The organism is Xenorhabdus siamensis (genome assembly GCF_037996745.1).
Taxonomy (GTDB): domain Bacteria; phylum Pseudomonadota; class Gammaproteobacteria; order Enterobacterales; family Enterobacteriaceae; genus Xenorhabdus; species Xenorhabdus indica.
Map to the genome: position 1 here is coordinate 50,752 of NZ_JBBMXE010000018.1, position 13,530 is coordinate 64,281.

Below are 13,530 nucleotides of genomic sequence, written 5' to 3' on the forward strand. Positions count from 1 at the left end.
CCCCAGACGGGTTTATTCATTCCCGCAGTGATCAACCAAACCAAGACGTTCTCCTGCATAAGAGCCATCCTGAACACTACGCCACCAACTCTCATTTTCCAGATACCATTGCACCGTCTTACGAATACCAGATTCAAATGTCTCCTGTGGTGTCCAGCCCAATTCACGCTCAATTTTCGCTGCATCAATGGCATAACGCATATCGTGTCCCGGACGGTCAGTGACATAAGTGATAAACTCACGATAAAAGGCAATACCTGCTGGCTTTTCCGGACGCAACTCTTCCAGTAATTCGCAGATAGTTTCCACAACATCAATATTCCGGCGCTCATTGTGGCCGCCAATATTATAGGTTTCACCAGGTTTTGCCCTGGTAACCACCAAATGTAGTGCCCGTGCATGATCTTCTACATACAGCCAGTCACGGATTTGCTCTCCCTTACCGTAAACGGGCAAAGGTTTACCGGCCAACGCATTCAGGATCATCAAAGGGATCAGTTTTTCCGGGAAATGGTACGGCCCATAGTTATTCGAACAGTTCGTGATCACTGTCGGTAAACCATAGGTACGACGCCACGCTCTGACCAGATGATCACTGGATGCTTTCGATGCAGAATAAGGGCTGCTCGGTGCATAAGGTGTCGTTTCTGTGAAAAAGCCCTCATCACCATGTAAATCACCATATACTTCATCGGTTGAAATATGGTGGAAACGGAATGCAGCCTGCTTATCCTGATCCAATTGCTGCCAGAACGCCCTGGCAGCTTCTAATAAGGTATAAGTTCCAATGATATTGGTTTCGATAAAAGCTGCGGGCCCATCAATGGAGCGGTCAACATGACTTTCTGCCGCCAAGTGCATCACTGCATCAGGTTGATATTGCTGAAAGATACGATCTAAAGCATCACGATGACAGATATCCACCCGCTCAAACACATAACGAGGATGCCCGGCAACCGGAGCCAGTGACTCAAGATTGCCAGCATAAGTTAAGCTATCGACAACAACGACGCTGTCTTCAGTATGATTAATAATATGGCGAACCACCGCAGAACCAATAAAACCCGCACCACCAGTAATCAGAATACGTTTCAACGCCAAACTCCTTTGGTATCAACAACCCATTTTTGTTTTATTTGATTGCCATTAATGGCCTTAAACTGGCTGTGATCCACTAGCATTAACACAACATCGGCCTCTTCCAGTGCCTGTTGCAAATCTACCAGTTCCACGGCACCCTTCAGTGAATGAGGCAAGTTATGGATATTCGGCTCAACAGCGAGGGTGGAGCCAGCATGCCACTGTGCGACCATTTTGGTGATATGAACTGCCGGGCTTTCCCGTAAATCATCAATATTTGATTTAAATGCCAGACCAAAACAAGCGATTTTAACTTCACTTGCCCGTTTGCCACTTTCAACTAAACAGTCCGCCACCGCAGCTTTTACTTGATCAACAACCCAAAGTGGCTTGCTATCATTCACAAGGCGGGCAGTGTGAATCAAACGGGATTGTGCAGGATTCTGTGACACAATAAACCATGGATCTACGGCGATACAGTGACCACCAACCCCAGGGCCTGGTTGCAGGATATTAACGCGAGGATGCCGATTTGCCAGACTGATTAATTCCCAGACATTAATCCCCTGTTCGGCACAGATAAGCGAAAGTTCATTAGCAAATGCAATGTTAACATCCCGAAAACTGTTCTCTGTCAGTTTACACATTTCCGCAGTTCTGGCATTGGTGACAACACATTCGCCTTCAAGGAAAATTTTATACAGTTCACTTGCTCTGAAAGACGATTTTGGTGTCATACCGCCCACAACGCGATCATTTTTGATCAACTCCACCATAACCTGCCCTGGTAGTACTCGCTCAGGGCAATATGCGATATCAATGTCTGAATTTTCCCCTGCCTGCTGTGGAAAGGAAAGATCGGGGCGAACTTCTGCCAGCCAGTCCGCCATCTGTTCAGTCGCACCAACAGGTGATGTTGATTCCAGAATAATCAAATTCCCTTTTTGCAAAACAGGAGCAATAGATTCTGCCGCCGCGCGAACATAAGCCATATCAGGCTCGTGAGCTCCCTTAAAAGGCGTGGGAACCGCGATTAAAAATGCTTCGGCAGGTTGAGGGGAAGACACTGCTTTCAGATAGCCATCTTCAACAGCGGTTCTAACTACTTTATCTAAATCAGGTTCAACAATATGGATCTCTCCACGATTAATCGTCTCCACTGCATGTTGATTAACATCAACACCAATAACCGTTTTCTGGCGAGACGCAAATGCTGCCGCAGTAGGTAAACCAATATAACCAAGACCGATCACAGAAATTGTTTCAAAGCTCATAATGTCACCTGATTTTTCTTCAATACTTCCAGAATTCGCTGACAAGCCTTGCCATCACCGTAAGGGTTATGAGCTCGGCTCATCTGTTGATAGGCAGAGTCATCCGTCAACAAACGTGTGACTTCATCAACGATAGTTTGGGTTTTTGTTCCTACCAATCGCACTGTACCAGCATCAACTGCCTCTGGTCGCTCTGTGGTATTACGCATGACCAGAACGGGTTTTCCAAGTGAAGGAGCTTCTTCCTGAATCCCGCCTGAATCAGTGAGTATCAGATAGGCATGATCCATCAAATAAACAAATGGCAGATAGTCTTGTGGATTGATAAGAATAACATTATCAATATCATGCAGAATGCGTTTTACTGGCTCACATACATTAGGATTCAGGTGAACAGGATAAACGACCTGTACATCAGGGTGCATTCTGGCAATTTGCGCCAACGCTTCACAAATCCGCTCAAACCCACCACCAAAATTCTCACGGCGATGGCCTGTCACCAGGATCATTTTCTTATTGGGATCAATAAAGGGATAAAGCTCAGCAAATTGCTCACTCAACACTGCATCATTCAAAATGCGGTCACGTACCCAAAGCAAAGCATCGATGACCGTATTTCCTGTGACAAAAATAGCGTTGTCTGCAATTGATTCTTGCAAGAGATTGTTGCGAGAGTTTTCCGTTGGCGCGAAATGGTACGTCGCCAGATGACCAGCAATCTTACGATTGGCCTCTTCCGGCCACGGAGAGTACAGATCACCGGTTCTCAATCCGGCTTCAACATGACCTACCGGAATACGTTGGTAAAAAGCGGCCAGACTGGTTGCCATTGTCGTTGTCGTATCACCATGTACCAACACTACATCTGGCTTGAACTCACTTAATACAGGCTTCATGGATTCAAGTATCCGGCAGGTAATATCCGTAAGATCCTGCCCTTGTTTCATAATATTGAGATCAAAATCAGGTTTGACCCCAAATAAGTGCAGTACTTGATCCAACATTTCCCTATGCTGTGCAGTGACACAAACTTTTGCCTCAAAAGCATTATCCCTGGCCAAAGCATGTACCAATGGTGCCATTTTGATGGCTTCCGGGCGAGTACCAAACACAGTCAACACTTTCACAGTGGCTCTCTTATTTTGTCAATCATTGCTGGTAATTCCACAAAGGGATATTTGTTGCGATTATTTTCATCCCTGCTTCCAATCAATATATATGTGCACAGAATACAGGCCATCTGAACCAGCCATTCATTTTTTCTTACGATAAATGAAATTTACATAGTTATCATATACATAAAATTATGTGCGCGAACGCCTCGCTAATGCGACTCCGGCACCAATCAACATACCGATAGCTCCCCACAGCATCATCATAAATGCACGGCGAGGACTGTCTCTGTTGACAGGTTCTTCAGGTGTTCTGAGATAACGGTAGGTCTGAAAAATATTCTGCAAAGTAGGGCCAACATTTAGGGTCGCCAACATTGCTATATTTTGATCATAATCGATGCTGTAATTGGGACCCGTAGCTTGCAAAGTTTCGAGTTGTGCTTGCAGCAATGGTACTCCCAGCATGAACATTTTAGATTCAGGCAGTTCATCAAGAGGGATGTTCGTCTGATTACGTTGAATGCCTTGTTTTTCAGCAACCTTCAATGATTGCTGCAAGACATTCAACTCACGGTTATACATTGCTTTCGCTACCATTTCTTGTCGTTTGACCAACGCTTTCATTGATTGAGTACGTGTAGCCCACGCGCCTTTAATTTCATTGTTCAGGTGGGTGCTTGCGCGTTGATTAGCAAAAGCAATATATTCCCGCAGCAGTCGGTTGGCATCTATTGCTGTTTCTGCCGTTAATTTAATATGTTCATTTTGCGCATTTTTCTCATTACGGCGTGTCACCTGGATATTGTTAATCAATTCTTCCAGTAATACGGCATCCGCTTTATTATTACCCTCTCGGCGCTGTTTGTAATAATTGGAATGAAGCCAGAATTCACGACGAGTATCATATGCTTCAACTTGCGTCATGAACTCTTTATATGCACCATCGGGAATCGTCGGCAACTGGGCTTCCGGCGAAGCATTAATGTGAGTATCTAAATTGCGCAGAAATTGCTGTTGTGAATAATAGCTCCCCAGGTTATTCGTTGTCGGTAAATCTACAATAGCGGTTGCGCTCCATTTTTGCTGCATCAGATACGATGCAGCCAGAGCGACAGCAGCGAAAATAATTGCCAGTGCGATAATCCATATCTTTCCACGCCACAGAACATAACATAGTGCACGAATATCCAGTTCATGCTCTATAGCCGCCTGACCCTGATTAGATTTCGTTTCTGAGTTTTTCACTGCGCCAAACCTCTTTGATAAGCCGATTATTTTTTAATGATGGCTTGCAACCCGACGCATCCGACGTTTACACCGTTTGATAAAACGAGCAACCCGCCATGCCCTTTTGATGCAATAGCCATACAATATAAATGCAAGCAAAAACAATGCCAACATTACCCATTCAGGCACAAAACTTAACCGTTCACCTATAATGCCCACTCCGGCCAGCAAAGCTGCTGCCGCGGTAATTAAGACGAATGCCTGACGGGAAGTAAAACCTGCGCGCATGATTAAGTGATGAATATGCTGACGATCCGGTGAAAATGGACTCATGCCCTTGCGCAGTCGGCGGTACATAATCGCAACCATATCCATTAATGGGATAGCAATGATCCATAATGCTGTCACAGGGTTAATAGAACGATTTTCCCCTTGAGTCACCTCAGTCAACAGCCAGATGATGGTGAAACCAATCAGTGTACTTCCAGCGTCCCCCATGAAGACTTTGAAGCGTTTACCAAGCAGGCCCAGATTGAGAAAAATATACCATCTCCCATGGTCCAAACGCATCCCCCAAACTTTCTAACTTAAGCCCAGAGAAATACATCATACTAATGCCTACTAAAGCTTGGATTGTTGCCCGGATTTTTACACTAAGATCAAAGCGATCATCCAATGCACCAACAAAAACTAATGCTCCCGCACAAGATAAGTACACCCACTTATGAGGGATAAATTCTTTTGTTATAGCAAAACCAAAACAAATCCCAAAAAAGATAGATATTCCCCCTACCAAGGGTATGACTCCATGATGACATTTACGATGGTTAGGCTTATCAACAAGACCTATCCGCTGTGCTAACTTACGCGCTATAAACAAAAATATAAATGAGAATATAAATACGCATAAGATTTCAGCAGCTATACTGGGAATATTCACAATAATAACTCTCTGCAAAAATAACAGTAGGTCATCTAGTATTCATTGACTCTTATATTTCCTTTAATATCAAACTCACTCAATAAGTATCTAGTCAACAAAAAGATGCCTACAATGTAAGAAATTTACACATTAGTAAAGACAGTCATAGATCGTGATCAATCATTATTTGCGGAGTATCTATGAAGCACCGTCAGGGAACACGCATCTAAAAACAGAGAAGCAAAATACATGCCATCTTTGCGATTAAATTAAACCATCAATAAAAAACGCCACAAGAAGTGGCGTTTTGAAGAAGTGATCGCTTAACTATTTTTGTTTATGGAGTGCGAATTTTTGTTTACAGACTACGAACGTTTCATAAAGTCGAAGAATTCTTCGTTTGTTTTTGTCATAGCCAGTTTGTTAATAAGGAATTCCATTGCATCAATTTCACCCATCGGATGAATGATTTTGCGCAATATCCACATTTTCTGTAACTCGTCTTGCGCAGTGAGCAACTCTTCTTTACGTGTACCGGAGCGATTATAGTCGATAGCAGGGAAAACACGTTTTTCCGCAATCTTACGGGACAGGTGTAACTCCATGTTACCTGTACCTTTAAATTCTTCGTAAATAACCTCATCCATCTTAGAACCGGTATCAACCAGAGCTGTCGCGATGATGGTCAAGCTACCACCTTCTTCAACATTACGTGCCGCACCGAAGAAGCGTTTTGGACGATGCAGCGCGTTTGCATCCACACCACCGGTCAATACCTTACCGGAAGCAGGAACAACGGTGTTATAGGCACGAGCCAGGCGGGTTATAGAATCTAACAGGATAATAACGTCTTTTTTATGTTCAACCAGACGTTTTGCTTTTTCGATCACCATTTCAGCCACTTGAACATGGCGGGAAGCCGGCTCATCAAAAGTAGAAGCGATAACTTCACCTTTTACCAGACGCTGCATCTCGGTGACCTCTTCCGGACGTTCATCGATCAGCAACACCATCAACACACAATCTGGATAATTGTGGGCAATATTCGCCGCGATGTTTTGCAGCAACATGGTCTTACCCGCTTTTGGTGGAGCAACAATCAAACCACGCTGACCACGACCAATAGGCGCAGCCAAATCCAGAACTCGAGCAGTCAAATCTTCAGTAGAACCATTACCACGTTCCATACGTAAACGGCTGTTAGCATGGAGAGGAGTCAAGTTCTCAAACAGGATCTTACTACGGGCATTTTCAGGTTTATCGAAGTTAACTTCATTAACTTTCAGCAAAGCAAAATAACGTTCGCCTTCTTTTGGTGGGCGGATTTTACCTGAAATGGTGTCACCGGTACGGAGATTAAAACGGCGAATTTGACTAGGAGAAACGTAGATATCATCGGGACCTGCAAGGTAGGAGCTGTCTGCTGAGCGGAGGAAACCGAATCCATCCTGCAATATCTCCAGCACACCATCTCCGAAAATATCTTCTCCACTCTTCGCATGCTGTTTGAGGATAGAGAAGATAATATCTTGTTTGCGCATACGAGCCAGGTTTTCCAGCCCCATATTTTCGCCGAGAGTGATCAACTCTGATACCGGCGTATTCTTTAATTCGGTAAGATTCATAATGGTGGGTTCTTTAACTCGGGGTATATCTCGAACTATGAACGTGAATGGTATGGCAGCGTTATCGGTGCCTGTTTATTTGTACCCAAAACAAATACAACCTATTAACATATTAATTTATATGACAAGGCAATAGTCTGAAGTACGCTAATTGGTTTCAAAATAAGGCTAACAAACTGTTAAAACACAACCGAGATAACAATAACGAAATGTGATTAATCTCAAAACAAGAGCTATCTCAGTGTAAGTCATGTTTCAGCAAATACTGTTTAACAATATTGTCTTAGTAAACACTATCTCAGCAAAAGAAGACTTCGACATAAAACGCCTGGTACGAAAACATCATCGGGATGTTCAGCATAAAGACGTCTTCAGTACCAAGCTATATACTGACACTATATATGCTTTCAGATACTCTACTAAATACGATATGCTATCAGATATTTCAAGGTGATCCAGAGATAACAGATTTATCAGACACTATAGATTGTTTAGTATGTAACATGCTTGGTGTCAATTCTTCATATAAATTATGAAAACCTTTCTAACGCATGTTTCATATAAGCACGTGGCAGCTAACTTACCATGCTTCGTTGCGGACGTCTAGCTGTCAATAAGATAAATCACTTTATCTGCTAAACGCCCATAATTACTGTGAGCTAACTCTAAGTTAGAAGTGTGGTTCCAAAAATTCTTTCAATTGAGTTTTTGACAAAGCTCCCACTTTCACCGCAACTTTTTCACCATCTTTGAACAAAATCATCGTCGGAATACCACGAATACCAAATTTCGGCGCAGTGTCGGTATGATCATCAACATTCAATTTAGCAACGGTCAGTTTACCTGTATACTCAACAGCAATTTCATCCAGAATAGGCGCAACCATTTTACAAGGGCCACACCATTCAGCCCAGAAATCAACCAAAACGACACCTTCTAATTTCAGTTTATCTCCATTAAAGTCACTGTCAGCCAGATGAATAACACCAGCATTCACAATCTTTTCACTCATTATTTGGACTCCAAAGTAAAATCTTTTACGTTATCAGTGTACATTAACCAATATAAGGTGTCTTTATTTCAGCGGATACACTTTCTTAAAGCAATAGTTAGCTGATATTCTACCACACTATGAGCAAAACACATTTGACAGAAAAGAAGTTTTCCGACTTCGCATTGCACCCCAAAGTCATTGAAGCCCTTAATAAAAAGGGTTTTACCAACTGTACACCGATACAGGCGTTAACATTGCCTTTTACTGTCGAAGGCCAAGATGTTGCGGGGCAAGCACAAACCGGAACGGGCAAGACGCTCGCATTTCTGGCGTCTACTTTTCATTATTTACTGACTCATCCCACCAAGGCGGAGCATAAAACCAATCAACCAAGAGCGTTGATTATGGCTCCAACCCGTGAGCTGGCCGTTCAGATCTACTCTGACGCAGAAGAGCTAGCTGAAGTCACAGGGTTAAAAATGGGTCTGGCCTATGGTGGAGATGGCTATGATAAACAGCTAAAGGTGCTGGAATCTGGCGTTGATATCGTCATTGGCACAACAGGTCGTCTTATTGATTACGCCAAACAGGGATATATCAATCTTGGTGCTATTCAAGTTGTTGTACTGGATGAGGCCGATCGCATGTACGATCTCGGTTTTATCAAGGATATCCGTTGGTTATTCCGTCGGATGCCTACAGCAACTGAACGTATGAATCTGTTATTCTCCGCCACCTTATCTTATCGGGTGCGTGAACTGGCCTTCGAACAGATGAACAATCCTGAATATGTGGAAGTGGAACCATTGCAGAAAACCGGGCACCGCATCCGGGAAGAGCTTTTTTATCCTTCTAATGAAGAAAAAATGCGTCTGTTACAGACTTTATTGGAAGAAGAGTGGCCCGACCGCTGCATTATTTTCGCGAATACCAAACACCGCTGTGAAGATATCTGGGCTCATCTGGCTGCCGATGGACATCGTGTCGGTCTTCTGACCGGTGATGTAGCACAGAAAAAACGCCTGCGCATATTGGAAGAATTCAGTCTGGGCAATCTGGATATTTTGGTCGCCACCGATGTTGCTGCACGTGGGTTGCATATTCCTTCCGTAACACATGTGTTTAACTATGATTTACCGGATGACTGTGAAGATTACGTTCATCGTATTGGCCGAACTGGCCGTGCCGGCGAAAGCGGCCATTCCATCAGTCTGGCCTGTGAAGAATACGCGCTGAACCTGCCAGCCATTGAAGAATATATCCAGCATCAGATCCCTGTGAGCAAATATAACAGCGATGCATTACTAAAAGATTTACCCGTGCCCAAACGCCGCAACCGCGCACGTTCAGGAGGACATCCGCGCCGTACCAATATGACGCGCCGTGGTAATACTGTTCGTAATCGTAAACGCAATTCGTAACCGTAATGTTCAGGCTGATTAACATAATTCTGGAATAACAAAATGCTGAGTTCTTCGCTCTATGCCGCTATCGATTTAGGCTCAAACAGTTTTCATATGCTGGTTGTCCGCAGAGTATCCGATAGTATTCAAGTGGTCGCCCGCATTAAACGTAAAGTCAGGCTGGCCGCTGGATTGGATAAAAATAACCATTTATCCCAACAGGCAATGGAGCGGGGATGGCAATGCCTTCGCCTTTTTGCAGAATATTTGCAGGATATCCCTGCTCTACAGATCCGCGTTGTCGCTACAGCAACATTACGACTTGCCGAAAATTCCAATGAATTTGTTGGCAAGGCCTCTAAAATATTAGGTACCCCGGTTAAAGTTATCAAAGGTGAAGAAGAAGCTCGGCTGATTTATCAAGGTGTTGCCCACACTACAGGCGGGCCGGAAAAACGTCTCGTGGTGGATATTGGTGGCGGCAGTACAGAACTCGTCACGGGTACTGGTGCAAAGGCTACACAGTTATTCAGCCTTGAAATGGGCTGTGTTACCTGGCTCGAACGCTATTTCAATGATCGTAGTCTGACAGAAGAGAACTTTGCTAAAGCAGAAACGGCCGCTCACCATATTCTTACTCCTGTTATCACAGCACTTCTGGAACAAGGCTGGCAGATTTGTGTCGGAGCATCGGGTACAGTGCAGGCTCTTCAGGAGATCATGATTGCCCAAGGTATGGATGAGCTTATCACTCTGTCCAAATTGCAACAGCTTAAATCTAAGGCGATTGAATGTGGAAAACTGGAAGAGCTGGAGATAGATGGCCTGACACTAGAGCGGGCATTGGTTTTTCCAAGCGGTTTGGCAATCCTGATTGCTATCTTCCAGGCCTTAGGTATCGAAAGTATGACTCTGGCAGGAGGTGCGCTACGTGAGGGGCTGGTTTATGGCATGCTGGAACTTCCTGTCGAACGAGATATCCGTGCCAGAACCTTGCAAGATATTCAACAACGCTTTCAGGTCGATACTAAACAGGCACAGCGAGTCAGACAACTAGCAGAATATTTTTTTCAACAAATCGCTAAAACGTGGGAATTGGATGAGCGATGTCGGGAACTGTTAGTCAGCGCTTGTTTGCTCCATGAAATCGGCTTGTGTGTCGATTTTCGCCAAGGGCCAGCTCATTCTGCTTATCTGATCAGCCACTTAGACCTACCCGGCTATACTCCTGCTCAAAAACGCTTACTAGCGACGTTGTTGAAAAATCAAAGTGGAGCCATCAATCTGGCATCATTAAGTCAACAAAATGCGTTACCAGTATTACTGGCGCTGCGGTTATGCCGTTTACTGCGTCTTGCCATTATCTTTGCCAGCCGTCGGCGGGATGATTCTTTAGCAACTCTGCGTTTGCGGGCAGAAGATGACATACTGACGATTACTCTTCCCCATCAGTGGCAAACACAACATCCTCTCAGTGCCGAAACATTACATCAAGAAGTCAAGTGGCAAAGTTATATTCAATGGCCATTAATTATTGAAGAGCAAGTTATTGAAGAGGAAAATAATTCCAATTTAGGATAATTATGCATTCTAATAACTCTTAACTTACAAGAAAAAACGAAGGAAAAACTCCCCCAGTCACATCACTGGTGATGAAGCTGGGGTAAGGATATTAACCCGCTTAGTTACCACCATTTTTTTGTCCAAGGCCAAAACGGGATTTGATATCCGCAAGACGTGATTGCCCCTGTTTCATACGTTCTTCTGCACTGACGACTCTCTTAGCTTGTGGCCAATCCAGATCATCTTGTGGTAACTCTAACAAAAATCGGCTTGGTTCAGGACGGATCAATTCTCCATACTGACGACGCTCTTTACTGAGGGTAAAAAAGAGTTCCCGTTGTGCACGGGTAATACCAACATAAGCCAAACGCCGTTCTTCTTCGATATTATCCTCATCAATACTGCTTTGATGTGGTAATAACCCTTCCTCCATTCCTACCAGAAAAACATAAGGAAATTCCAGGCCTTTGGAAGCATGCAACGTCATAAGCTGAACCTGATCCAATTCCTCATCTTCTTCACCTCGCTCCAGCATATCTCGTAAAGTAAAGCGAGCCACAACCTGAGAGAGTGTCATGGGTTCATTCAGATCATCACCTTCAAGCATTTCACTCATCCAAGTGAAAAGTTGATTGACATTTTTCATCCTCATTTCAGCAGCCTTAGGACTGGGAGAGTTCTCATACAGCCAACTTTCATAATCCATGCCGTGCAATAAATCCCTTACCGCCAACAATGGCTCACGCTCTGCCTGACAGGAAATTTCATCCATCCAGTGGGTAAAACGCTGTAGAGCAGCCAATCCGCGACCAGACAAATTCTGCTCCAAACCAAGGTCGAAACTGGCATGATACAAGCTTTTGTTACGCTGCCTTGCCCATTCTCCCAATTTCTGAACCGTCACTGGCCCTATTTCCCGGCGTGGTGTATTGACGATACGTAAAAATGCACTGTCATCATCAGGATTAGTCATTACCCGCAGATAAGAGAGCAAATCCTTAATTTCCGGCCGGGAAAAAAACGACGTTCCACCAGAAATGCGGTAAGGAATGCGGTTTTGCATCAACATCTTTTCAAAGATACGGGATTGATGATTACCACGGTATAAAATAGCGTAATCTTTATACTCAGTTTTATTGATAAAGTGATGGGCGATCAATTCCCCTACGACACGCTCAGCTTCATGATCTTCATTATTTGCTTCGATCACACGTAGAGGATCGCCATAACCCAACTCAGAAAAAAGTTTCTTCTCAAATACATGAAGATTATTCGCAATCAGGATATTTGCCGATTTCAGAATTCTCCCTGATGAGCGATAATTCTGCTCCAGCTTGATCACATTGAGCTGTGGAAAATCTTCCTTTAACAGGATTAGGTTTTGCGGACGAGCACCGCGCCATGAATAAATTGACTGGTCATCATCACCGACAACGGTAAAACGCGCCCGGTTACCTACCAGTAACTTCACCAGTTGATACTGACTGGTATTGGTATCCTGATATTCATCAACCAGCAAGTAACGAATTCTGTTTTGCCAACGCTCTCTGACTTCTTCGTCCCGCATTAACAACAATGTTGGTTTAGTAATCAGATCATCAAAATCAAGAACATTGCAACTGTTCAGATGTAAATCGTAACGACGATAGCACTCTGCAAACTGATGTTCTTGAGCTAAACGGGCTTGTCTCATCACCTGTTCGGGTGACATCAAGTCATTCTTCCAGTTGGAGATATTTGAGATGAGTTTTTGTAGTAGATCTTTATCTTCTTCCAATAAATCTGCGGTCAGATCTTTCAACAATGCCATTTGATCCTGATCATCAAACAGAGAAAAGTTACTCTTCATTCCAAGTGCTTTATATTCACGCTTGACGATCTCCAGCCCTAACGTATGGAATGTTGAGATCATTAATCCCTTAGTTTCCTGACGACCCAATGTTTGGGCTACACGCTCTTTCATTTCGCGTGCGGCTTTATTGGTGAAAGTCACTGCCGCAATATGACGGGCTTGATAACCACAAATACGGATCAAGTGGGCTATTTTATTGGTGATAACTCTGGTCTTACCGGAGCCAGCACCCGCCAGAACCAAACAAGGCCCTGTTACAAACTCAACCGCTTGTTGTTGGCTAGGATTTAATCGCATACTGTTTTGAAGGTTATGTCAGGATGAAAGATCAAGGAGCGAAATTGTAGCAGAAAGCAGCACAGGAAGGAGATTTTCTTTACAGCAGGTAGTTATTACTAAATAAAATAATCAATCTACTTCAGTTAGCTATTTTCAATCAAGATGGAAGTACGCGTAAAAGATATATTAAAATAAC

General features: G+C 43.7%; 9 protein-coding genes and 1 pseudogene. 2 read left to right on the forward strand and 8 right to left on the reverse strand.

What is annotated here, in order from left to right:
* Positions 1-12: 12 nt before the first annotated feature.
* The 7 genes and pseudogenes from rffG to trxA form a co-directional block, all read right to left on the reverse strand.
* Positions 13-1,095 carry a dTDP-glucose 4,6-dehydratase gene (rffG, locus tag AAC852_RS17675; protein WP_340622117.1) on the reverse strand — a complete coding sequence of 361 codons (1,083 nt, stop codon included), beginning with the start codon at positions 1,093-1,095 and terminating at the stop codon, positions 13-15.
* Positions 1,092-2,354, reverse strand: coding sequence for a UDP-N-acetyl-D-mannosamine dehydrogenase (gene wecC, locus AAC852_RS17680; protein WP_340622118.1), 1,263 nt, complete (start codon positions 2,352-2,354; stop codon positions 1,092-1,094). Before wecC ends, rffG begins: the two co-directional genes overlap by 4 nt.
* Complete coding sequence (gene wecB / locus AAC852_RS17685) at positions 2,351-3,481, reverse strand: non-hydrolyzing UDP-N-acetylglucosamine 2-epimerase (RefSeq protein ID WP_340622119.1); 1,131 nt, start codon at positions 3,479-3,481, stop codon at positions 2,351-2,353. Before wecB ends, wecC begins: the two co-directional genes overlap by 4 nt.
* A 177-nt stretch (positions 3,482-3,658) precedes the next feature.
* The gene (wzzE, locus tag AAC852_RS17690) at positions 3,659-4,714 is read right to left on the reverse strand and encodes an ECA polysaccharide chain length modulation protein (protein ID WP_340622120.1); all 1,056 of its coding nucleotides are present in this window, start codon (positions 4,712-4,714) and stop codon (positions 3,659-3,661) included.
* 33 nt (positions 4,715-4,747) lie between these two features.
* Positions 4,748-5,636 (reverse strand): annotated as a pseudogene (locus AAC852_RS17695) (UDP-N-acetylglucosamine--undecaprenyl-phosphate N-acetylglucosaminephosphotransferase).
* 347 nt (positions 5,637-5,983) lie between these two features.
* Positions 5,984-7,243 carry a transcription termination factor Rho gene (rho, locus tag AAC852_RS17700; protein WP_047680026.1) on the reverse strand — a complete coding sequence of 420 codons (1,260 nt, stop codon included), beginning with the start codon at positions 7,241-7,243 and terminating at the stop codon, positions 5,984-5,986.
* A 670-nt stretch (positions 7,244-7,913) separates the two neighbouring features.
* Positions 7,914-8,255, reverse strand: coding sequence for a thioredoxin TrxA (gene trxA, locus AAC852_RS17705; RefSeq protein WP_340622121.1), 342 nt, complete (start codon positions 8,253-8,255; stop codon positions 7,914-7,916).
* Between the two features lie 119 nt (positions 8,256-8,374).
* Between trxA and rhlB the strand changes: the two genes are divergently transcribed.
* Positions 8,375-9,658, forward strand: coding sequence for an ATP-dependent RNA helicase RhlB (gene rhlB, locus AAC852_RS17710; protein WP_340622122.1), 1,284 nt, complete (start codon positions 8,375-8,377; stop codon positions 9,656-9,658).
* 42 nt (positions 9,659-9,700) lie between these two features.
* Positions 9,701-11,221 (forward strand): guanosine-5'-triphosphate,3'-diphosphate diphosphatase, encoded by a 1,521-nt coding sequence (gene gppA, locus AAC852_RS17715; RefSeq protein ID WP_340622123.1) that lies wholly within the window; start codon positions 9,701-9,703, stop codon positions 11,219-11,221.
* Between the two features lie 100 nt (positions 11,222-11,321).
* Here gppA and rep read toward each other — a convergent pair whose 3' ends face one another.
* Positions 11,322-13,352, reverse strand: coding sequence for a DNA helicase Rep (gene rep / locus AAC852_RS17720; protein ID WP_340622124.1), 2,031 nt, complete (start codon positions 13,350-13,352; stop codon positions 11,322-11,324).
* Between the last annotated feature and the right edge of the window lie 178 nt (positions 13,353-13,530).